Origin of the sequence: Acetobacterium sp., assembly GCF_039830195.1 — a bacterium.
Taxonomy (GTDB): Bacteria; Bacillota; Clostridia; order Eubacteriales; family Eubacteriaceae; genus Acetobacterium.
The window spans coordinates 1-22526 of the sequence record NZ_JBDODG010000035.1 but is presented as its reverse complement, the minus strand read 5'-3'; the positions used below and the strand labels follow the sequence as shown (position 1 = coordinate 22526).

General features: G+C 39.1%; 21 protein-coding genes and 1 pseudogene. 21 read left to right on the top strand and 1 reads right to left on the bottom strand.

What is annotated here, in order from left to right; genetic code table 11:
• Position 1: 1 nt before the first annotated feature.
• From ABGU93_RS11040 to ABGU93_RS11015, 6 genes are all read left to right on the top strand, one after another.
• On the top strand, positions 2 to 361 hold the full coding sequence (locus ABGU93_RS11040) for a TnpV protein (protein WP_347413506.1): 360 nt from the start codon (positions 2 to 4) through the stop codon (positions 359 to 361).
• Positions 289 to 6675, top strand: a complete 6387-nt coding sequence (locus ABGU93_RS11035) for an SNF2-related protein (protein ID WP_347413505.1) — start codon at positions 289 to 291, stop codon at positions 6673 to 6675. The genes ABGU93_RS11040 and ABGU93_RS11035 overlap by 73 nt, the downstream gene beginning before the upstream one ends.
• Positions 6675 to 7010, top strand: a complete 336-nt coding sequence (gene mobC, locus ABGU93_RS11030; RefSeq protein WP_347413504.1) for a plasmid mobilization relaxosome protein MobC — start codon at positions 6675 to 6677, stop codon at positions 7008 to 7010. The genes ABGU93_RS11035 and mobC overlap by 1 nt, the downstream gene beginning before the upstream one ends.
• Before the next feature lie 83 nt (positions 7011 to 7093).
• Positions 7094 to 7378 carry a CD1845 family protein gene (locus ABGU93_RS11025; protein ID WP_347413503.1) on the top strand — a complete coding sequence of 95 codons (285 nt, stop codon included), beginning with the start codon at positions 7094 to 7096 and terminating at the stop codon, positions 7376 to 7378.
• Positions 7379 to 7584: 206 nt separating this feature from the next.
• Complete coding sequence (locus tag ABGU93_RS11020; RefSeq protein ID WP_347413502.1) at positions 7585 to 8613, top strand: hypothetical protein; 1029 nt, start codon at positions 7585 to 7587, stop codon at positions 8611 to 8613.
• A gap of 67 nt (positions 8614 to 8680) precedes the next feature.
• Positions 8681 to 10081 (top strand): relaxase/mobilization nuclease domain-containing protein, encoded by a 1401-nt coding sequence (locus tag ABGU93_RS11015; protein ID WP_347413599.1) that lies wholly within the window; start codon positions 8681 to 8683, stop codon positions 10079 to 10081.
• Between the two features lie 248 nt (positions 10082 to 10329).
• Here the strand turns inward: ABGU93_RS11015 and ABGU93_RS11010 are convergent, their stop codons facing one another.
• Positions 10330 to 10683 (bottom strand): helix-turn-helix transcriptional regulator, encoded by a 354-nt coding sequence (locus ABGU93_RS11010; protein ID WP_347413501.1) that lies wholly within the window; start codon positions 10681 to 10683, stop codon positions 10330 to 10332.
• 438 nt (positions 10684 to 11121) lie between these two features.
• Here ABGU93_RS11010 and ABGU93_RS11005 point away from each other — a divergent pair, with 438 nt between their 5' ends.
• The 15 genes and pseudogenes from ABGU93_RS11005 to ABGU93_RS10935 all read left to right on the top strand — a co-directional run.
• Complete coding sequence (locus ABGU93_RS11005) at positions 11122 to 11292, top strand: cysteine-rich KTR domain-containing protein (RefSeq protein WP_263992348.1); 171 nt, start codon at positions 11122 to 11124, stop codon at positions 11290 to 11292.
• A gap of 46 nt (positions 11293 to 11338) precedes the next feature.
• Positions 11339 to 12319, top strand: a complete 981-nt coding sequence (rlmN, locus tag ABGU93_RS11000; protein WP_263992347.1) for a 23S rRNA (adenine(2503)-C(2))-methyltransferase RlmN — start codon at positions 11339 to 11341, stop codon at positions 12317 to 12319.
• Positions 12320 to 12779: 460 nt separating this feature from the next.
• Positions 12780 to 13205, top strand: a complete 426-nt coding sequence (locus ABGU93_RS10995; RefSeq protein WP_263992346.1) for a sigma-70 family RNA polymerase sigma factor — start codon at positions 12780 to 12782, stop codon at positions 13203 to 13205.
• The gene (locus tag ABGU93_RS10990; RefSeq protein WP_263992345.1) at positions 13198 to 13437 is read left to right on the top strand and encodes a helix-turn-helix domain-containing protein; all 240 of its coding nucleotides are present in this window, start codon (positions 13198 to 13200) and stop codon (positions 13435 to 13437) included. Before ABGU93_RS10995 ends, ABGU93_RS10990 begins: the two co-directional genes overlap by 8 nt.
• 427 nt (positions 13438 to 13864) lie before the next feature.
• A complete protein-coding gene (locus tag ABGU93_RS10985; protein ID WP_263992344.1) occupies positions 13865 to 14221 on the top strand; it encodes a type II toxin-antitoxin system PemK/MazF family toxin in 357 nt (118 codons plus the stop codon).
• Positions 14222 to 14328: 107 nt separating this feature from the next.
• Positions 14329 to 14499: a hypothetical protein gene (locus tag ABGU93_RS10980; protein WP_263992343.1), complete on the top strand. Its 171-nt coding sequence runs from the start codon at positions 14329 to 14331 to the stop codon at positions 14497 to 14499.
• A gap of 62 nt (positions 14500 to 14561) precedes the next feature.
• Positions 14562 to 16232, top strand: a complete 1671-nt coding sequence (locus ABGU93_RS10975) for a recombinase family protein (RefSeq protein WP_347413500.1) — start codon at positions 14562 to 14564, stop codon at positions 16230 to 16232.
• A 2-nt stretch (positions 16233 to 16234) separates the two neighbouring features.
• Complete coding sequence (locus ABGU93_RS10970) at positions 16235 to 16789, top strand: hypothetical protein (RefSeq protein WP_347413499.1); 555 nt, start codon at positions 16235 to 16237, stop codon at positions 16787 to 16789.
• Positions 16790 to 16917: 128 nt separating this feature from the next.
• A complete protein-coding gene (locus tag ABGU93_RS10965; protein WP_347413498.1) occupies positions 16918 to 18588 on the top strand; it encodes an SWIM zinc finger family protein in 1671 nt (556 codons plus the stop codon).
• A gap of 109 nt (positions 18589 to 18697) precedes the next feature.
• Positions 18698 to 18961 carry a DUF6429 family protein gene (locus tag ABGU93_RS10960; protein ID WP_347413497.1) on the top strand — a complete coding sequence of 88 codons (264 nt, stop codon included), beginning with the start codon at positions 18698 to 18700 and terminating at the stop codon, positions 18959 to 18961.
• 207 nt (positions 18962 to 19168) lie between these two features.
• The gene (locus tag ABGU93_RS10955; protein WP_347413496.1) at positions 19169 to 19648 is read left to right on the top strand and encodes a hypothetical protein; all 480 of its coding nucleotides are present in this window, start codon (positions 19169 to 19171) and stop codon (positions 19646 to 19648) included.
• Between the two features lie 222 nt (positions 19649 to 19870).
• Positions 19871 to 20785: a ketopantoate reductase family protein gene (locus ABGU93_RS10950; protein WP_347413495.1), complete on the top strand. Its 915-nt coding sequence runs from the start codon at positions 19871 to 19873 to the stop codon at positions 20783 to 20785.
• Between the two features lie 435 nt (positions 20786 to 21220).
• Positions 21221 to 21349 (top strand): annotated as a pseudogene (locus ABGU93_RS10945) (HTH domain-containing protein); the annotation flags it as partial.
• The gene (locus ABGU93_RS10940) at positions 21303 to 21698 is read left to right on the top strand and encodes a recombinase family protein (protein WP_347413494.1); all 396 of its coding nucleotides are present in this window, start codon (positions 21303 to 21305) and stop codon (positions 21696 to 21698) included. The pseudogene ABGU93_RS10945 and the gene ABGU93_RS10940, both read left to right, overlap by 47 nt.
• Positions 21695 to 22526: recombinase family protein (locus ABGU93_RS10935; RefSeq protein ID WP_347413493.1), on the top strand; the 832-nt coding region annotated here is incomplete at its 3' end. The genes ABGU93_RS10940 and ABGU93_RS10935, both read left to right, overlap by 4 nt.

The window sequence follows — 22526 nt, the reverse complement described above, 5'->3', positions numbered from 1 at the left end:
AATGAGCGAAATCACTTACAGCAGGAACGGGGATTATCTAATACCCGACCTCACATTAACACATTCAACAGTCAGCAAGGATCAGAGTCCCTTGGGCAAATATGGGAGAATGAGGAAACAATATCTTCAGGCACACAGGACACCCCTGTTTCATTCCCTTCTCCTGTCGGAGAAACTGTTTCCTCACCTGTTGGAGATCGACCAGACAGCCAACAGGAGGCTCACACAGATTATGACGAATCTACAGAAAACACAGGTACCACCCGACAAGATGACGCATCAGATGGAATGGGTAGGCTACATGAACAACCTCAAAGCACAGGCGGAGGAAATCTTACTGACGGAACTTATATACAGCTAACTATGTTCCCCACGGAGCAGGAGCAAATACAAAATATAGCGGAGAAGGATAGGCTTGATAAGCCTTTTCATATCTCCGCTTTTTCTATGCCACAAAAAGAGATTGATAACATTTTGAGAACAGGGAGTAATAGGAATGACAGTTTGCTACGGATTGTTACTTTTTATCAAAAGGACAAAACACTAGAAGAAAAAGCTGATTTTTTGCAGAAGGAATATCAAGGTGGAAAAGGACTTTATCTTGATGAAGAAAAGGTATCTGTATGGTTTCATACAGAGGGTATTCATCTTGCAAAAGGAGATACGGCCCTCTATGCCCATCCTAAGCAAGTGATTAGTTGGGCAGATGTGGCGAATAGAATCGAGGAACTGTTAAGGGATGGACAATTTGTTCCTCAAGATACTTTGGATGCGGCAGAAGGATATGAAAAGCTAGAGCTTGCAAAAAGGCTTTGGTATCTACATCAGGATTTTTCTGATGAAGCAGGAGAAGCTTTTTTTGACGAGGAACTTTTTAAGGGCGGTTTCCCCCATGCTACTAGCTATATTGCAGAACAGTTAAATGACCCCCAAAAGACAAATTCTCTCATAGATGCATTGGGGAAATTTACCGTTGCTTACCAGAAGGACAGGGAACTTTTACGCTTTCATTTTCATAAACCACAAAAATTACTTTTGGATTTTATGGAGTTGAATTTGCCTAGACGAGATTTTACTTCTACAATATCTAATCATTCTGATCTAAAAATGTTCATCACACAAGATGAAGTTGATAAGGAACTTGCAAGAGGAAGTAGTTTTCAAGACGGGAAATATCGTATTTATGATTACTTTACACAACCTCATACTCCAAAAGAAAAAGATGATTTTTTGAAAAATGAATATGGAACAGGAGGGAGAAGTCATGCGCTTTCCGGAGCAGACAACAGCAATCAGCAGCATGATGGAAAAGGAATTTTATACAGCCGCAGAGATAGTGATGATAAACTACTATTAAATTGGAATAAAGTGTCTAAGCGTATTGATTATCTGATTTCCGCTGATCGTTATCTGACGGCTGAAGAAAAGGAACGATTTAACCAAATGAAAAGAGAGAAAGCAGGACTTGTAGAAACACAGCCTGTTCCCTCTCTTTCAGTAGATGAAAAAGAACATCAAGCCGAAGAACAGGCAGAAAATAAAATGATCCCATTTGAAAAGGGCGATACCGTCTATCTTGAAAACGGTACGCCTTTTTTAATTGAGGAAATCACAGATTATCAAGTTACCTTGCTTGATCCATCTCTTTTTTATCCAATCCTTAGAGCAGAAAGCAAAGAGAGGTTTTTAAGGCTTTTGGAACGTTACCCTCAATCTGAAGTCTCACAGGAAAAGGCAGAGAACTTCCGAATTACAAATGACCATATAGGCGAAGGCAGTAAGCGTGAGAAGCTTGTAGGAAATATATCTGCGATTACAACCTTGCAGACTATAGAAAGAGAGCACCGCATCGCTACAAAAGAGGAACAGGAAATCCTATCTCATTATGTTGGCTGGGGCGGTTTGCCTGAAGTTTTTGAGAAGGATAACAGTAGTTTTAGCAATGAGTATGCACAGTTAAAATCTTTGTTGTCTGAAGAAGAGTACAAAATGGCAAGGGCATCCACCCTCAATGCCCACTATACAAGCCCTGTGGTCATCAAAGCTATTTATGATGCAGTAGAGAATATGGGATTTACCACAGGCAATATTTTAGAGCCTGCCTGTGGAACGGGACATTTTTTCGGTATGCTCCCTGATAGTATGAAAAGTTCCCGCCTATATGGTATTGAACTAGATAGTATTACGGGAAGGATTGCAAAACAGCTTTATCCTAATGCTAACATCGCCATTGCTGGTTTTGAAAAAACAGAACTTCCCGACAATTTTTTTGACCTTGCTATCGGAAATGTACCCTTTGGAAACTACAAATTAAGTGAGAAAAGGTATAACAACAACAATTTTCTTATTCACGATCATTTCTTTGCAAAGGCGTTAGATAAAGTTCGCCCAGGAGGTGTGGTAGCTTTTGTTACCTCAAAGGGAACGATGGATAAACAAAGTACTGATGTTCGTCGGTATCTTGCACAGAGAGCAGAACTACTTGGTGCAATTAGACTTCCTAACAATGCTTTTCTAAAAAATGCAGGAACAGAAGTTACAAGTGACATTATCTTTCTACAAAAGCGTGATAGACCCATTGATGTGGATGGAGATTGGATTCACCTTAATACAAACGAGGACGGCATTGTTCTAAACAGCTATTTTCCCGACCACCCTGAAATGATTTTGGGAACAATGGAAATGAAAAGCGGTCCGTTTGGAATGGAAAGTACCTGCATACCAATTCCTGATGGCGACCTTGCAGAACAGCTAAAATTTGCTATCCAAAACATTGAAGGCAGCATATCCGAAACAGCGCTGCCCGATATGGAGGTCAGCACCGATACTGCAATTCCTGCCGACCCTATGGTAAAGAACTTTTCCTATACCCTCGTAGATGATGAAGTTTATTATCGTGAAAATTCCCGTATGGTAAAGCAGAATTTGAGCCAAACAGCAAAGGAACGCATTATGGGAATGGTAGACATTAGGGATTGTGTGAACAATCTTATCTGTTATCAGCTTGAAGATTACAGCGAAGAAACCATTAAGCAGGAGCAGGAAACTCTAAATAGACTTTATGATAGCTTTACGGCAAAGTACGGCTTGATTAATAGCCGTTGGAATAGCCTTGCCTTTAGTGATGACAACTCTTATTATCTCCTTTGCTCTCTTGAAGATGTGGACGAAAACGGAAATTTAAAAGCCAAAGCTGATATGTTTACCAAACGTACTATCAAAAAACGTGTGGCTGTAAATTCTGTAGATACAGCAAGTGAAGCACTGGCACTATCCATCTCTGAAAAAGCAAAGGTTGATATGGAGTATATGGGAAGGCTGACAGGTCTTTCAGAAGAACAGCTTGCTGGTGATTTAAGGGGCGTTATTTTCCCTGTTCCCACGCCTTATGACAGTAGCACGCCTACACGCTATGTAACTGCTGATGAGTATCTTTCCGGAAATGTAAGGGAAAAGCTGCATACTGCTAAACTGGCGGCACAAACATCGGACAGATACATTCCTAATGTGGAGGCTTTAGAGGCTGCCCAGCCAAAAGACCTTGATGCCTCTGAAATTGATGTCCGTCTTGGGGCGACTTGGATTGACAAGGAATACATTCAGCAGTTTATGTATGATTTGTTTGATACTCCTTACAGGCAGCAAGTGCAAATTGAGGTAAAATACGCAGCTTTTACCGCTGAATGGAGTATTACCAATAAAAATGCCATTGGGTATAATAACGTGGCAGCGTATGTCACTTATGGTACAGACCGTGCCAATGCCTACCGTATTTTAGAGGATACCTTAAATCTTCGTGATGTGCGTATCTATGATACTGTGACAGATCCAGATGGTAAGGAAAGGCGTGTTCTGAATAAAGATGCAACCACTTTGGCACAACAAAAACAACAGGCAATCAAGGACGAATTTAGAGATTGGATTTGGAAGGATGCCAACAGAAGGCAGAACTTAGTAAGAACCTACAATGAAAAATTTAATTCTATTCGTCCCCGTGAATATGATGGACAGCATATCAACTTTGTGGGGATTAACCCAGAAATATCACTTCGTCCTCATCAAGTCAATGCCATTGCACATATTCTTTATGGAGATAATACATTGCTTGCCCATGAGGTAGGGGCAGGTAAGACCTTTGAAATGGTAGCCGCTGCAATGGAAAGCAAACGGCTTGGTTTTTGCCAAAAGCCTCTCTTTGCTGTACCAAACCACTTAACCGAGCAATGGGCAAGTGAGTTTTTAAGACTTTACCCTGCCGCTAATATTTTGGTAGCTACGAAAAAAGATTTTGAAACAAAGAACAGAAAGAAATTTTGTGCGAGGATAGCCACAGGCGATTATGATGTGGTTATTATTGGACACAGCCAGTTTGAGCGTATTCCCATGTCCTTTGAACGCCAGGAACGACTGCTTCGTGAGCAGATTGATGAAATTATAGATGGTATTGGGGAAGTCAAGGCAAGCGGCGGAGAAAAGTTTACCGTCAAGCAGCTGGAACGGACTAAAAAAGGATTAGAGCAAAGGCTTGAAAAACTAAAATCACAGGAAAGGAAAGATGATGTTGTAACCTTTGAACAGCTTGGGGTTGATAGGCTTTATGTAGATGAAGCACACAATTACAAAAATCTGTTTCTATATACGAAAATGCGTAATGTGGCAGGACTGTCTACCACCGATGCCCAAAAGTCCAGTGATATGTTTATGAAATGCCGTTATATGGATGAGTTGACTGGGGGAAGAGGCATTGTTTTTGCTACAGGTACGCCTGTTTCAAACTCCATGACAGAGCTTTATACCATGATGCGGTATCTACAATACTCTACGCTCCAGCGTAACGGACTTGTTCACTTTGATAGTTGGGCAAGCACATTTGGAGAAACGGTGACAGCTATTGAGCTTGCTCCTGAAGGGACAGGGTATCGGGCAAGAACAAGGTTTTCAAAGTTCTTTAATCTGCCCGAACTTATGGCAATGTTCAAAGAGGTTGCTGATATTAAGACAGCCGACCAGTTAAATTTGCCTACCCCAAAAACCTACTACCATACTATTGCAGTAAAGCCTACGGAAATACAACAGGAAATGGTTAAGGATTTATCGGAGAGAGCCGCCGAAGTTCAAGCAAATAAAGTGGACCCTTCTGTTGACAATATGTTAAAAATAACTTCTGACGGACGGAAGTTGGGGCTTGACCAGCGGATCATTAATGCACTTCTTCCAGATGATGAAAGCAGCAAAGTAAATGCTTGTGTCGATAATATTTACCGTATTTGGGATAAAGGTACATCGGAAAAGCTGACACAACTTGTATTCTGTGATATTTCTACACCAAAAGGAAGAACAACTCAGGAGCAAAGGGTAGCAGAAGCAGGAAACAAAACGATTAATGGTACGGAGCTTTATGCTTTGGAGGACATATTAGCTCAGGAGGAAGCTGATTATATCGTTACATTCAATGTTTATGATGATATACGCGATAAACTGGTTAAAAAAGGTGTACCTGCCCATGAAGTAGCTTTTATTCATGAGGCAAATACTGAAGTTAGGAAGAAAGAGTTATTTGCCAAAGTGCGTAGTGGTGATGTCCGTGTACTAATTGGGAGTACAGCGAAATGCGGTGCGGGCACCAATATCCAAGATCGTCTTGTGGCTCTCCATGACCTTGACTGCCCGTGGCGCCCAGGGGATTTGACCCAGCGTTCCGGAAGAATTGAACGACAAGGAAATTTAAACGAGGAAGTGAATATTTATCGCTATGTGACAGAGGCAACTTTTGACGCATATTTATGGCAGACAGTAGAAAATAAGCAGAAATTTATTTCGCAGATAATGACATCCAAAAGTCCTGTCCGTTCCTGTGAGGACGTAGATGAGGCAGCGTTGTCCTATGCGGAAATCAAGGCTCTTTGTGCCGGCAATCCAAAGATCAAGGAAAAAATGGATCTGGATATTGAGGTGTCAAAGCTCAAACTTTTAAAAGCAAGCCACCAAAGTAACCAGTATCGACTGGAAGATAACCTTTTGAAATACTTTCCTGAAAACATTGAGAAGAACAAAGGCTTTATTAAAGGATTTGAGCAAGATTTAAAGACACTTGCTGAGAATACGCCTGTTGAAGGTGCTTTTTTGCCGATGATAATTAAAGGCAACATATTGATAGATAAAGAAAATGCGGGAGCTGGTCTACTTGAGGCTTGCAAAGAGATAAAAGGTAAAGAACCTGTAGAAATCGGCAGTTATCGAGGCTTTACCATACACCTATCTTATGACGGCTTTTACAATGAATTTCAGCTTACATTAAAGGGAGCAATGAGTCATGCCACAAAGCTGGGTATGGACGCAAGAGGAAATCTTACCCGGATTGACAATGTCCTTACTGCTATGCCTGATAGATTAAAAGCCGTTACGGATCAACTTGATAATCTATATAAACAGCAAGAGGCAGCCAAGTCTGAGGTTGGCAAACCGTTTCCGCAGGAGCAGGAATTAAAAGACAAGGTTTCCCGTCTTGCGATTCTTGATGCTGAGCTAAACATGGGTGTTTCTATGCCAAAGGAGCAGGCTGACAGGCAAGTTTCTAAAAAAGAACGACCATCGGTATTAGATAGCCTAAAGCAGCCCGCAACTGCAGGTATAGCAACCAAGGAAAAGCAAAACAAATATGTGGAGGTTCGGTAATGGCGAAGCGAAAAAGGGATATACAGTTACATTTTATGGTATCAGAGCAGGAACGAAAATTTATAGATGAAAAGATGGCACAGCTTGGCACAAAAAATATGGGAGCATATCTTCGTAAAATGGCAGTGGACGGTTATGTGATACAGCTTGACTTATCTGATATTCGTGAACTTGTTACACTCCTGAGACGCACAAGTAACAATCTTAATCAGCTTACCAAACGAGTTCATGAAACAGGACATATCTACGGTGAAGATTTGGAAGACTTACAAAAAAGCTATGATAAGTTATGGGATATGGCGGGGGAAATTCTCTCCCGCCTTGCTGCAATATAAATATTGGTATCATGGACTACTTTTTCGGATTTTGATATGCTTTTTTTATAAGAGAGGATTGCAATGAAAAGGAGGTCTGTACCATGAGAATACTGCTAAAGATAATTTTATTTCCAATTACCTTGCTATTTAGCGTTATGTTGCTGATTTGTGAGTTTATATGTCTGTTTGGGACAATGCTGCTTTCGATCTTGGCATTGCTTCTATTTACCTTAGCACTAGGCATTATGATTTTCTTAGGCGAAGCACAGGACGGATTAAAAGCAATGGTATTTGCCTATCTCATTAGTCCTTATGGAATACCTTTGCTTGCTGGAGGGCTTATCGGAAAACTACAGGCAGTCAATGAACGGTTAAAATCTATTTAATGATGAAAGGGGCGAAAGCACTTTTAGGCTTTTCCCCTTACTTGCCACAAAGCAGGAGTGCTAGCATAGAACAAGGGCGGCAAAGCCGTTTATCTCGACCCTTGTGCTGTGTTGGTACTCCTGTTATTTTTCGATTGTTGCTATTTTTATATAGCACAGTTATAATTTACTTAATTATTAATTAAGTACAATATGGAGGGATTTTTATGGATACATTACAGAAAATAGCTATTTCCAAAATAGCAGATATTTTATCTAGTACAAATTTAATAATACCACAAGTTGACATTTGGAAGAAAATTTTTAATAATGCAGGGCTATCAGAATTATATGAGAGTAGAGCACCACAATTTACAACAATAGTAGAGGTATATGGATACGGATCAGATGATAAAAACTTATACCATAATGAGAAATGTTATAATGGACTTCATGAGTCATTTAAAGAATTAGAGTATAACAGAGAGGAACTATTGAAACTTTTTAATAATATTACAGAAAAAATATCCATATTCAACGTATTTATCGAAAATATTGAAAAAGAAATAAAAAAAGAAGTTCCTAAAATCAAGGATATGTATATAGACGAATACTTAAAAAAAGTAGAATTACCTGAGAAAAACATACTTTTAAATAAATATAGTAATAAGAATTTCAAACTACTAAGAAATAATTTTAATATATTAGCATTAGATATATGTTTTGACGAAGAAGGATTGTGTGTTCTTCCTTTTACAGGTAGCATAACTGAAAAAGATTTTGATAATTCAATTTTGATGCAGTGGTTGTCATTAAAATACCCTAATATTGCAATGAGTTATACTGATGCAATTAAAGCATATAGCAATAGCGATGATGCAGCTTGTATTAGCCATTGCAGGAATATAATAACAGGTATTTTTACTTACAAAAAAGACGAACAAAGAAAATGGTTAGATGGACTTAAAAAAGTTTGTTATAAGGATAAAAACATCATAAATGTACAGGCTAATAAAATAGGTGAATATAATTATAATGCTAATAGCCCTGATGTTAACGCACGATACCAGTATCCAAGATTTAATTTTATATATAAACTATATTCATTCACTTGTGCATTAGGAGCACATATAAATGAAGGTAATGTATCCGATGCAACTGTTGATTTTGAAGATGTAACGCTCGAAGATGCTTTCATGGCATTAAAAGCCACAGAAGCTGTTTTAATTTGGATTTACCAAACAAATGCACTTTAATATAAATAATTTACATTAAGAGTTACCATGTGGTAGCTCTTTTTCATGTTATGAGGAGGTGTTTTTCATAGCAACTACACGTTTAATTTCTATGCACCAAAATAAAGGGAAGTCCATTGCTGACTGTCTTGCAGATCGTACAGATTATGCAAAAAATCCTGACAAAACAAATGATGGTGAATATATTAGTTCTTATGAGTGTGACCCCAAAACTGTACAAGGAGAATTTCTTTTATCTAAGAGAATTTACTCCGACATTACAGGCAGAGAACAAAAAAACGATGTGATAGCTTATCAGATACGCCAGTCTTTTAAACCGAGGGAAATTACACCGGAACTTGCTAATCAAGTGGGCTATGAATTGGGTATGCGGTTTACAAAAGGTAATCATGCTTTTTTTGTTGCTACTCACATAGATAAGGCTCACATTCATAACCATATAATTTTTAATTCTACCTCACTGGACTGCACCAAAAAATTTCGTGATTTCTTAGGTTCGGGCAGAGCTATCCGTAAAATATCTGACCGTATTTGTCTTGAAAATGGATTATCTATTATTGAAAATCCAAAGCGAGGAAAAAACCATTATGGCAAATGGCTTGGGGATAAGAAGCCTGTTTCCCATTCCGGAAAATTAAGGCTTGCTATAGATGAAATTCTTAGAAAAAAGCCTACCGATTTTGAAGCGTTTTTATCAGAAATGAAACTGGCAGGCTATGAAATCAAGACAGGAAAACATGTCAGTTTTAAGAGTGAAAATCAAAAGAAATTCATTCGCCTGCGTTCTTTGGGAAAAGGATTTTCTGAGGAAGAAATCAAGAATGTTATTGATGGGAAAAGGCCTTTTGCTGATAGAAAAAAAGTAAGTGAAAAACCGCAATTTCATGTCAACCTTTTAGTAGATATACAAGCAAAATTGCAGGCTGGAAAAGGTGCTGGTTATGAACGGTGGGCAAAGATTTTCAATCTAAAACAGATGGCACAGACAATTAATTTTCTAACGGAAAAAAATCTGCTTTCCTATGAAGATTTGGAGAAAAAGGCACAGGCTGTTACAGATAATTTCAATCAATTATCGGCTCAAATTAAAGCTGCTGAAAAGCGTATGAAGGAGATAGGAAACCTTAAAGCTCATATCATCAACTATTCCAAAACCCGTGAGGTTTATACTGCTTATCGTAAAGCAGGATACTCTAAGAAATTCTATGAAGAGCATACTGTGGATTTGCTTTTGCATAAAGCAGCAAAGGCGGCTTTTGATAAATTAGACAGTAAGAAATTGCCCACTGTTAAGGCTCTGCAAGCGGAATATTCTGTACTGCTTTCTGAAAAGAAAAAAGCTTATGCAAATTACCATTCAGCAAAAAAAGAAATGCAGAATGTACTAACTGCAAAGGCAAATGTTGACCATCTTTTAGGTCGGGATATGGTAAAGAAAGAAAAAGAAAAGACACAGGAACAGAGATAATCTTTCCTGTGTTTTTTTAGCTCCCAAAGGGAGCGTAGCCACACAAGTTATTGTGTGTTCAATGGGGATTGGGGATACTCCCCAACAAGCAAAAATGCAAGGTGTGTACCACCTTGCCCTGCTTGCCACGTTACTTTATTATTATAGACAGAAGAGTGAATACCTTGGTGACAGAGATAAGAAAAAACGCTGCAAAGCAATATTGGATGCAACGTTTTTCAATCTAAACTCGATTGTGTATTAGACATTCATTCGTTCCCTGTTTCGACTTCCTTAATCTCTTTTGCTGTGGCGGCAACAATTCGCAATCCTATGTCGCTTATATCATCAAGTAAGCTTTCAATTTGTCTGCGTTGCGTAGATTTATATATATCTTTTTTTGGAAAAAAGAATTGATCTACCGATACATCTAAAAGAGTGACAAGTTCATAAAAGATTTGTAAGCTTGGATGTTGTCCACTGTTTTCAATGGACGCAATATATCGAGGAGCAATACCTATTTGATCTGCTAATTGATTTCTTGACAATCCTTTTTCTTTTCTTGCAGCTTTTATGGCTTGGCCGAAAGCCTTAAAATCATATTTTTCAACTTTACGTATCATAATTATTTCACCCTACTACATTTTACTGTTCGAATTTTGGTTTGGATATGATTGTACATATCATAGTGATGATTGCAATAGATCATATTGGTTATTGGTGGAGGTTGACGGAACACCATTTTTTGTATATAATGAGTATAAATTTAGAGGAAGAGGAGTAATTACTTATGAGCTACGATTACATTTAAAAATATAGGCAATAAAAGAAGCAGTTTCCATTTTTATGTGAGCTTTTTTTGTCATGCCTATTTTGCGAATGTATGAATAGCAAACAAGTAATTTTTGTTTAGGTATAATTTATAAAATTATACCTATGTTTGTTGTGTTAATACTCGCACTATATATGCAGGTCAATGCTCACATTGAGAATTGACCTGCATTTTTTATTGCCTTTTTTATATTCCATTAAAAAAATCAATTGATAAGGAAGTGAAGTTAGTGAATGAAAAGTATTGGATTGTGTGTCCAGTTTGCAATGGAAAAACTCGTGTTCAAATATTTAAGAATACATTATTGAAAGATTTTCCTCTTTTTTGCCCCAAATGCAAAAAAATACACATTATAGATGTAGAAGAACTGAAAATTGTAATCAAAAGTGCCAGTCGCTAAGTCGCAGAGCTTATATTTTACCCTTTGCGGAGAAAGGACTTGGAAAATGAAAAATTTACAAAAACATAATCCTGTAGATATTTGGAGTGCTCCATATGGATTTACCTACAAAGAAATGGTGGAAGTCATTGGTGAGAGAGAAGCGAAAAATTTATACTCGTCACTATATAAGCATTCACCAAAAAAAGAATACCTAAATATGTCGCTAAAAACAGTATACAAGGATGGTGATACCGAAAAATATGTTTATGAACTGTTGGATGGCAAATACATTGAAACAGTTTTTATTAAACGTCGAGGTGGCGGAACGGTTTGCGTGAGTACACAAGTCGGCTGTTCCGTTGGTTGTATTTTTTGCGAATCTGGGCGGAATGGATTTGTTCGTAATCTGACACCAGCAGAAATCGTTCAGCAAGTTATACTACTACGGCGAAAGGTAAACCGTATCATTTTTATGGGTATGGGAGAGCCGCTATTCAACTATGACAACTTTATAAAGGCAATTCACATTCTACGGGATAGAAACGGTATGAATTTTCCCACGGACGGCATCACTGTATCAACCGTTGGTCCGGTTAAACAATTAAAAAAATTGCGTGAGGAACATCTGAAAATTCAACTGACAATATCTCTGCACGCAACAACACAGGTTGTAAGAAATCGTATTATTCCCAATATGCACCTATCGCAAATCAGCGATGTTGTCGATGGAGCATTGTCTTACGCCAAACGGCATAATCGAAAAGTCGTGTTTGCGTATTTGATTATACCTGGAATAAATGACCGACCTTCTGATGTGAGGCAACTAGCAAATTGGTTCCGTGGCAAAAATGTCATGCTCAATCTACTTGAATACAATCCTACAAGTAATACGCAAATTAAAAAGCCAGTAAAACAGGAAATGGCTGTATTCAAACAGCAGTTGGAACGAGCTGGGCTTGAAGTTACAATGAGAATTTCTCATGGCAGAAATATTAAGGCGGCTTGTGGACAGTTGGCTAGTAAATACAATGAAACAAATGAATAAAAAGTGCCAGTTGCAAGGTCGCAGAGCCAATAACTATGAGTAAAATCACAGTTATTGGCTCTTTATTTTTTTATGGCAACGAATGCAAAGCCGCTGTTTTCTTTTCAAGAATAGAATTACGGGGGGATAATAAAGTCGCCCTTTTTAAGGATATGGCGGTATCTTTGGGAGGTAGCGTCGTGTTCATTTTATTTCGACACAATTCGATAATTAGTAGTATCTTGTTAAAAAAGCCCTTTACTTGTCAACGGGATATTATGGCGGCGAATATGAACACACACATCAACAAATAAAGGTAAATAGCTCTATTTATGTCCGACTGTATTTTCAGTCGGGCATTTTTGCGTTTTGTATAAGTTTTTTTCAAAAAAGTAATTTTGAGTTTTGCAATTTTAAGATTCTCACCGTAATAGTGGCGAAAGGGGAACCGCGGAGTCACCGCCCGAAAGGGGGTGAGAATGTGAAACTCAATAACCACGAACAAAGCAAAAAACATGCCTTTGACAGTTTCTGCAAGAAGATACTAAAGCACGAGGCAAGAGACTACTACGATGAGCTGAAACGACAGCGTAGTCGAGAAGTATCCTTTTCCGAGTTGTCGGCAAAGCAACTGGAGCAGATTTATACAGAGGATCAATACTTTGCTACTGAGCAGATTTTCAATGTTTTAGGTCTTGATGTCGCTGTGACAGATGAGGACATTGCCGAGTCATTGAAGAGTTTGTCGGAGATAAGACGAGATATTATTCTGCTTTCCTACTTCCTTGATCTCAACGACCGAGAAATTGGGGACAAGCTTAATATGCTCCGTGCCACTGTCCAGTACCAAAGGACGAGAGCGTTGCAACGGCTAAAAAAATTTATGGAGGGAGATGCCAATGAGTAATAAGACAACAGGTAATCCTCTAGTTTCCTACCCCGTCATTGTATTGGCTGCAAGTGGTGATGTGGATGCTATCAATGCTGTTCTGAAATATTATGAAGGGTACATTGCTGCATTGTCCACAAGACAGCTTTTAGATGAAAGCGGTAATCCGCACTTATGTGTGGATGAGGCATTAAGGCGCAGATTGGAAACCAAGCTGATCACCAAAATTTTGACTTTCAATGTCGCTTAACAGGTAAATCAATAAGGGAAGTACGCACCCCTTTCGTTCTTCCCATTTATAGTTTTCTTGCTAAGGTGAAACTGTTCCTTGACAAAGAACGCAGGTCAGATAACGACTTTGCAGTATAAAGTAAAACGGATACATTCCATTTATATCGAGCCAAGCTGCGTATACGCCATGACCTCTTTTCAGAGCGAGCGAACAATATCAAGCGGTAAAGTAAATGTGGCAATTTGCGGGCGATGACATATAGATGGGACAATGATACTCCCTTATAGCCACAGTCCGAGCGTTAAAAGCGTCGCAGGCAATGGATAGGGTTTCGGCAGACCGCCGATAGGGTTAAACTCCCGTGGAGCTGTGCCAACAGCCGTCCGATTTTACTGAGAATTTACTTATATAGTTATTCCCTATTACTTGGAAAGGAGATGGGAACATGGATAACTGCATTGTGCGTGGGGATATTTTCTATGCTAATTTGAATAATCGGATTGGCTCTGAGCAAAGAGGATATCGTCCGGTTCTAGTGATTCAAAACAATATAGGCAATCGGTTTAGTCCGACGGTCATTGTAGCTGTAATCACCGGGAAAAGTCATTATAAAGCCAGACTACCAACGCATTGCCTATTAAAATATCCTTGCGAACTATCAGATCCATCAATGATATTGCTAGAACAGATTATTACAATAGACAAAAAGCGGTTGAAAAGATACGTTGGTAGAATAAGTGAGGAAGAAATTTTTTATGTCAACAAGGCTCTCACAATCAGTGTAGGATTGAAGGGCCTATAATTATACCCTTTTTTTCATAATATTAGCTTACATGTGAAATCGACACATTTCACATATACTTAAAACCTATTTATAATTGAGTAATGTAATCACGGAGGTGCTTACAGATGGAAAATATCAAAACGGTATTAGAAGATACAACTACTAACAAGGCTGCTCCAAAAGAAAAAGATTTTCAGCTACAATCTCAAGAATACAATGCCTTTATGAACACATTGGCAAGTGTGGTAGAAAAGCATGGAGCTGAGCTTTTAAAAGAATTAGATTGTGTTGTGTAGTTTACACAGCACATTACATAATGATATTTTCCATCTATAAAATTATGTCAGGAGGTAGGATTATGAATAGGAGAGGGAAGAAATGTGTTCTATATCCTCGTGTTAGTACAGAAATGCAGGTGGACGGATTTAGTTTGGATGGTCAAATAAACAGCTTAAAATGCTTTGCCGATAGAGAAGAAATGTTGGTGGTGGACATCTATGAAGATGCCGGAAAGTCGGGGAAATCCATTGAAGGTAGGCCTGCTTTTAAAAAAATGTTGTCAGATATTGAAAATGGCTTGCAAATTGATTATATTTTAGTCTATAAACTATCCCGATTTGGAAGAAATGCTGCTGACATCTTAAATTCATTGGAATTTGTGCAATCCTTTGGGATAAATCTAATATGCATTGAAGAAGGGATTGATTCATCACAGACAAGTGGAAAACTACTTATATCAGTGCTTTCTGCTGTATCTGAAATTGAAAGAGAAAACATCATTGAACAGACCATGAATGGTCGCAAGGAAAAAGCTAGGCAAGGTGGTTGGAATGGTGGCTTTGCGCCGTATGGCTACTATTTGAAGGATAAAATGCTATTTATTCAAGAGGTAGAAGCAGAGGTGATTCGCTTAATATATGATAAATTTGCAAATTCAGATATAGGGTACGGAGGAATAGCAAAATATCTTAACTTACAAGGTATTAAGAAAATACAAAGACAAAACGGAACACTAAAAGAGTGGAGTGGTCATTTTGTAAGGATGATTTTAGACAATCCTGTTTACTGTGGAAAAATTGCTTTTGGTAGACGAGCAAGAGAAAAAGTGAAAGGGACAAAAAATGAGTATCGTCAAACTAGGCAAGAAGATTATATTTTGGCGGATGGGCAGCATGAAGCTATTATTAGTGAAGAATTATGGAATAAGGCTCGTGAAAAAAGAATTGAAACAGGAGTAAAACAGCCGTCAAAGGTTGGTAAGGATCGAGCACATTTATTGACAGGTATTTTGAAGTGTCCTGGGTGTGGCGGTCCAATGTATACCAATAAACATGCATGGACAAATAAGGACGGTACATATAAAGAAGTATATTATTATGTATGTAGCCGTAATCGAGCGGTACGTGGCAGAAATTGTGATTACAAAGCTATGCTTAAGAAAACGGACATTGAGCCTATTGTTATTGAGGCAATCAGAGAATTGGTCAGTAATGAAACATTTGCAAAGGAAGTAAAAGCAAGAATTGGTACTCAGATTGATACAACAAATATTGATAAAGAGATTAAAAACTATGAAGTTAAGCTAAGAGAGGTAGATTTAAATAAAGCTCGGTTAGAAAATGAAATTGATACGCTGCCAGAAGATACCCGTTATCGTGAGAGAAAATTGCATGATATGACTATTCGATTAGATGGTCTGTATGATATTATTGTGGAGTTAGAAGAAAAAATTGAAGATGCAAAATTAAGGCGACATTCTGTTGAGTGTGATGCAATCACATTGGATAATGTTTATAAGTTAATGATTAATTTTGAAAAAGTCTATCATAGAATAAGCGATGAAGAAAGAAAAGCTCTCGTATCTTCATTAATCAAAGAAATCCAGATATATACTCGTAAGGAGGCAGAAGTACCTTTAAAATCTATATCATTTAACTTTCCAGTGTATAAAGATGGTCATGAAATTCAGGAACTTTTGTGGGACAAAGGTAATACCGTTGAAACGGTGGTATTGGTAACGAGGGTTTAAAGATGGTTAAAGATCATTTAGGAAAGAGTTATCAGAGCGTTAAAGAGATGTGTTCAGCATACAATATCAGTTATGCAGTTTTTCTTGATCGGAGAAGTCTAAATTGGTCTTTAGAAGATTGTTTAACGGTTAGGGTCGTAGACCATAACGGCAGAGGCTATAAATCAGAAGAAGAGATGTGTAACTATTGGGGTGTTAAGTATTATGTGTTTAAAGATAGACTTTCTGAAAATTGGACATTGGAAGAGGCTTTGGAAAGTAGACAACCGGATAGCATTAAGGATCACCTAAGCCGGGGTTTTAAAACAAAGTCTGAAATGTGTTTATATTGGGGTGTTAAGGAGTATGTTTTTAATGATCGGATAAAGGATGGGTGGTCATTAGAAGAAGCGTTAGAAGGTAAAAATCCGAATGCGGTAGTTGATCATTTGGGTAAGAAGTTTGACACCGAGAAAGATATGTGTGCTTATTGGGGAATCAAAAGCTATATCTTTAAAGATCGAATAAAAGAGGGTTGGAGTTTGGAAGAAGCGTTAACGATACCGTATAAGTTGTAGTAGATAAGCGTTGGATTATAGCTACGGTGCAAATTTTCACATTGGTTCGGACTGGATCGATCGATTTTCATGAATAGCTGAATAAAGCCAGAGAAATTGCCAAATTAAAACGACAGGGAGGAAGACCGATGAAACTCAACGATTTTGAGAACTATATCGACGAGACGATCCTGGATCGGGGCTATGATTATTATGACGAGGGACGAATCAGCAAAGTGATCAAGCAGGGAGATCGGGATTATCTGTTTATAATAGCAGGAACTGAACTCTATCAGGTTTTTGTTAAATTCGATGATCAGGGCGAAATTATGCAAACGGGTTGTGACTGTCCTTATGATTTTGGGCCAATCTGCAAACATCAGGCGGCGGCTTTTTATGCGCTAGCTGATATTGTTGATAACAGACAAAGTGAAGGTCTAAAGATTGAACGGGCAATTCATCAGAGTTTCCTTACAGAAGCACTAGATCGACTCTCAAAAGAACAATTAATTACGATTGTCATCGAGATGGCAGAAAAGGATGAAATCTTAAAAAATAGTCTGATGATGAGATATTCAAAGGGGAATACGAAACAGGAACTACAAAAATGCCAAAGGCTGATGGAATCGATCGTCAGAAAATATCAGGGGCGGAGCGGCTATATTGAATACAGGGATGCTGATGAATTCGCTGCTGAAATGGAAGAACTGCTGCAAGCGGCAAACGATACCGAAGATCGCTGTCTAGGTATGGATATTGCATCGATGCTACTGATTGAGGCGGTTGATGCGTTTCAATATGCCGATGATTCGGATGGTAGCATTGGGGGATTAGTATCAGCATCCATCGATACCATCGCAACAATTGTTACCAATAACCCGGATCTTGATATTGGTTTAAAAATTGAGTTATTTGAGAAGTTGCTTAAACTGTCTGATGAGAACGTTTTTGATGGCTGGGAGGATTTCAGAATCGAGCTGCTTAAAATCGTTATTGAATTTGCGGATGTTGAAAGTCTGAGAAACAAGTTAAATCAGAAAATTGAAACGATGATCGGTAAAATATCGGGTGATGTGTATAAGCAATACACAGTTGAAGCTTTGCTGCGGATCGAGTTGGAAATAAAAAGTCGGTATGGGACGAAAGCAGAGGTTGAAGAATTTATCAGAAAAAATCTCAAGTATTCATCGTTTAGACAAGCCCTGATTGATAAATATACAAAGGAAAAAGATTTCCAGAGTGTGATTGAGCTGGCATTGGAAGGAGAAAAAAAGGATCGGAATCATGCCGGTTTGGTCGCCCGATGGAAAAAGATCAGATATATGGCTTACAAGCGACTCGATCAGGAGAAGGAACAGCAGCAGCTGGCGAAAGAACTGTTTTTCGACGGAAATTTTGAGTATTATCAGGAACTTAAAGTATTAAATCCCGGGAACGAAACCGAACTCTACCACAGCTTAAAGCAGGAGTTAAAAGCCCTTAAAGACTGGCGTGGCAGAGAGTTGTATTGCAAACTGATTGTCGAGGCTAAAGATTTGGATGCGATCATGGATTATGTCAGAGAAAATCCCCAAAGTATTGAAAGTTATGCCGAGATGTTGAAGAAAAAGTATAAAGATGAAGTCATTGAAATTTATCAAGCCGATATCAAAAGAGCTGCCGGAGTGGCCCGAAACAGGCGAGATTATCAGGGCATTTGCAGAATCATCAAGCAGTACAAAAAGATCGCTGGTCAAAAAAATCAGGACAAGATTATTCAGGAGCTAGTCGTTTATTATAAAAAAAGGCCAGCATTTGTCGATGAACTCCGTAAAGTATAAACGATAAGGCGGGAAAAGCAAAAACTTTAAGTAGCGACTGGAAGCAAAAGTTAAAATGAGTGATCAAGGGCCAAATTTTATTAGGGTGTAGGTAAAGGAGAAATTTGATATGAACAAGACAAACCCAGAGCAGGCAATTAAAGAGTTGACAATGGTGTTGATGTATTTAACACGGTTTAATGAAAGCGACCGTTTTGGCTCGAGTCTGGATATAACCTGGAAAGGCTATGATTTTAATATCATCAATGAACTGGATGATGAGGATTATATCAGACAGGGAAAGCATCGTTCCAAGTCAGTAGCAATTACTGAAGAGGGGCTAAAATTGTCACAAAGCTTATTGAATAAATATAATATTTCGGATTGGGAGTAGAATGACGAAAAGTCGCTTGTTATGAGAAATAAGCAGATTCTCTGGAAGAAATTTAAAGTATATGCGGAGCTTACTGAAATGCTAGACGAATTATAAATTTTTGTAACGTATCGTTGCATAAATTCCTTGGTGAAGCAACCCGAAATAGAAATATTTCGCCGGTCATACATTCAAAATAGAAAAATTAAATTTATTGGAGGCAAAAGGATGAAAACGCTTAATAAACAAATAGCGGCGTATACGCAGCAGTTGCAGCTGGGTGAAATCCAAATTGCGTACAGAGGGATACTGGCGTTTACCGGTAAATTAAGAGTAGACTTTGTCAAAAAATATCCACATTACGATGTCAGCAACATCTATCAGGGATATCTGGATATGTCCTATTTTTCTGTCAGTACGAAGCCATTAAAAGAAAAAGGGTTAAAAATTGCGATTGTATATTTACATGAAAAAGGATCCTTTGAAGTGTGGCTTTCGGCGCGGAATCGCGATATTGCCAGGACCCATCAAGCGATACTTGATAGTCTTTCAGATGAAATCAATGTTTTTCATGATGGGAATAATCAGGATGCTATCGCCGAGTGCGTATTGATAGGCACACCTGATTTTGAAAACCCGGCGCAATTGATCAATACGATTGAACAAGGTGTCGAAAAATTTGTCGCGGCGATAATCAATCACTTATAATAAAAGTTTGTGTTGACGATGCTAATAAAAAGGGGAGTAAATATGCCGAAAATGAACAAAGTAATCAAGATCAGGAATGAAGAAGAAGCCTAGCGCTTTGGTGCCGATTAGAAAACCTGGAGAAAAAATACCAGCCTAGTCAGGAAGAATTTTACATTCTTAGCCATTCCGTTATCGACTGATGTGTTATGTGAGCTGATGCAGTTAAAAAGAGAGGAAATCATGGAAATAAAAAAAGTAGCAATCATTGGCTTGGGTGCTCTGGGTATTCTGTTCGGAGCCCAGATTGCCCAAAAGATCGGGGATGATTTGACCATCATCGCCGATGAAAAGCGGATTAAAAACTATCAGGATAACGGCGTATCCTGTAATGGGGTACCCTGCCGGTTTCATTATAAAACCCCGGAACAGACTGAAAAAGTTGATCTGATTATTTTTGCGGTTAAAATAAACGGGTTAAGCGATGCCATCGAGGCCGTCCGGCCGTGTGTCGGGCCGAATACCCTGATGCTGTCGTTATTAAATGGGATTACCAGTGAATCCATTATCGGGGAAGCCTATGGAGAAGAAAATCTGATCTGGTCTTGTGCCCAGGGCATGGACACCCTTAAATCAGGCAATGCCCTGAGTTATACCAATGCCGGGATGATCTGTTTTGGCAATCGGGCCGATGATCAGCCCGCTGAGAAAGTAATGCGGGTTAAACGGTTTTTTGATCGGGTGGGTATCGCCTATCAGATTGATAACCGGATGGATCGTAAAATCTGGTCTAAGTTTATGCTAAACGTTGGGGTTAATCAGGTGGTTTCAGTTTATGGCCAGAACTTTGGCAGTGTCAAAAAACCTGGTAAGGCCCGGGACTTGATGATTGCCGCCATGGCCGAGGTCATTCCGGTGGCGAAGCAGGAGGGGGTTGCGCTCAATGAGGCGGATATCACCTACTGGCTGGGCGTGGTGGATGCCCTGAGTGATGCCGGAAAGCCTTCCATGCGGCAGGATATCGAAGCCAAACGACCCAGCGAGGTAGCACTTTTCTCCGGAACGGTGGTGGCACTTGGGAAAAAGCATGGGATCAAGACCCCGGTAAATGCCATGCTTTATGATAACATCATGGCAATTGAAAAGGACTATATTTAATTGTTCGACTGAATTTTATCCCTTTGTCACGTGAACTAGATTTCTGGAGCATCCCCGCAATACCCGGGAAGGAGATCAATATGAAAATCATAAAAGCTGGAAAAGCAGATCTTGAAAAGATTTTATCACTTCAGTATTTAGCATACCAGAGCGAAGCGAGACTGAATAAACATGTCAAAAACGAGAAAGATGTTTAATGATTGGGACACACCATACATTCAATCGTTGCGGAGATTAATCGAAACCCAGAGTAAAGAAACCCATGCAAACTGGGCCATTACTTATTGTGAAGCGGTGATGTAGCCATTGTGGGAGCGGGACTATCCGGATGATCTGCGACCACAGCAGGCTTTTTTTTATTTGCAGAAGTGATATGATAAACATGACATACTGTTGACACGTTTGCTGTGATAGTATTCTAAATAGGAGTATGAAATGAAGATAGACAGACAAATCGGAATCCTTTCTGTTTTGCTGCAGCAGGAAAGTAGTACCGCTCCGGAACTAGCTGAGACCTTTGAAGTATCTAGAAGAACAATTAACAGAGACATTGAAGATCTCTGTTGTTAGGAGGATTTTCAAGGGCTACTTGTCTGGCCTTGCCTACGTTGCAGCAGCTGAAGCAGTGGGGATAAAGATTTCTCACCCAAGTGTAAAAAGAATCCTGCAGAATAAACGCTACCTTGGTGACAAGTATTATCCTGCCATTATCGATCAAGAGACTTTTGAAAGAGCTGAAGCAGAACGGTTCAAGCGGCAGCGAAAATTGGGCAGAATTTTTCCGGATAAGCCGGTAGCAGAATGTAGACCAGCTACGAAATTTATCATGCCTAAAGCAGGAAAGATTTTCAACGATCCATTCAAACAGGCTGAGTACGCTTACAGCTTGATCGAAAGTGAGGTGGAAAAATGATTTCACTTGCCAGCAATGTAACTGTCATACCAGCAAAGAAAACGGTAGGAACGCAAAAAGCAACCGATAAGAAGCAGAAAACCAGAGTTGCAGCTTACTGCCGGGTCAGTACGGATAGTGAAGAACAGGAATCCAGCTACGATGCACAGATTCAGCATTACACTTCATACATCGAAAGCAATCCTGATTGGGTACTGGCAGGAATTTATGCCGATGACGGTATATCTGGTGTGAATGCAAAGAAGCGTGATGAATTTCAGCGTATGATAAACGACTGCCATGATGGCCAGATCGATATGGTGATTACCAAGTCCATCAGCCGGTTTGCCAGAAATACGGTGGATTGCCTGAATTACACGAGAGCCTTAAAGAGTAAGAACATCGGAGTGTTTTTTGAGAAGGAGAACATCCATACCCTGGATGCCAAGGGCGAGGTCTTGATGACCATCATGGCATCGCTTGCCCAGCAGGAGAGTGAGTCTCTATCGGCAAACGTAAAACTTGGATTACAGTTTCGATACCAGCAAGGCAAAGTCCAGGTCAACCATAACTGGTTTTTGGGCTACACCAAGGATGAAGATGGACACCTCATCATTGATCCAGAGCAGGCTGAGGTGGTGAAGCGTATCTACCGGGAGTACATCAGCGGGAGGAGCCTTCTTCAAATCAAACGGTCGCTGGAGGCTGATGGAATTTTAAACGGTGCCGGTAATGCAAAATGGCATGAAAGCAATATAAAGCAGATACTTAGAAACGAGAAGTACATCGGAGATGCTTTGCTTCAGAAGACCTATACGGTGGATATTCTTGAAAAGAAGCGTGAAGCTA

Coding starts and splice junctions, on each gene's coding strand:
- ABGU93_RS10980 (WP_263992343.1), top strand. CDS start 14,329: ATGGAAAATATCAAAACGGTATTAGAAGATACAACTACTAACAAGGCT.
- rlmN (WP_263992347.1), top strand. CDS start 11,339: ATGAAAAATTTACAAAAACATAATCCTGTAGATATTTGGAGTGCTCCA.
- ABGU93_RS11035 (WP_347413505.1), top strand. CDS start 289: ATGGGTAGGCTACATGAACAACCTCAAAGCACAGGCGGAGGAAATCTT.
- ABGU93_RS10975 (WP_347413500.1), top strand. CDS start 14,562: ATGAATAGGAGAGGGAAGAAATGTGTTCTATATCCTCGTGTTAGTACA.
- ABGU93_RS10955 (WP_347413496.1), top strand. CDS start 19,169: ATGAAAACGCTTAATAAACAAATAGCGGCGTATACGCAGCAGTTGCAG.
- ABGU93_RS10985 (WP_263992344.1), top strand. CDS start 13,865: ATGGATAACTGCATTGTGCGTGGGGATATTTTCTATGCTAATTTGAAT.
- ABGU93_RS11025 (WP_347413503.1), top strand. CDS start 7,094: ATGAGAATACTGCTAAAGATAATTTTATTTCCAATTACCTTGCTATTT.
- ABGU93_RS10965 (WP_347413498.1), top strand. CDS start 16,918: ATGAAACTCAACGATTTTGAGAACTATATCGACGAGACGATCCTGGAT.
- ABGU93_RS11010 (WP_347413501.1), bottom strand. CDS start 10,683: ATGATACGTAAAGTTGAAAAATATGATTTTAAGGCTTTCGGCCAAGCC.
- mobC (WP_347413504.1), top strand. CDS start 6,675: ATGGCGAAGCGAAAAAGGGATATACAGTTACATTTTATGGTATCAGAG.
- ABGU93_RS10960 (WP_347413497.1), top strand. CDS start 18,698: ATGAACAAGACAAACCCAGAGCAGGCAATTAAAGAGTTGACAATGGTG.
- ABGU93_RS11020 (WP_347413502.1), top strand. CDS start 7,585: ATGGATACATTACAGAAAATAGCTATTTCCAAAATAGCAGATATTTTA.
- ABGU93_RS10990 (WP_263992345.1), top strand. CDS start 13,198: ATGAGTAATAAGACAACAGGTAATCCTCTAGTTTCCTACCCCGTCATT.
- ABGU93_RS11040 (WP_347413506.1), top strand. CDS start 2: ATGAGCGAAATCACTTACAGCAGGAACGGGGATTATCTAATACCCGAC.
- ABGU93_RS10970 (WP_347413499.1), top strand. CDS start 16,235: ATGGTTAAAGATCATTTAGGAAAGAGTTATCAGAGCGTTAAAGAGATG.
- ABGU93_RS10950 (WP_347413495.1), top strand. CDS start 19,871: ATGGAAATAAAAAAAGTAGCAATCATTGGCTTGGGTGCTCTGGGTATT.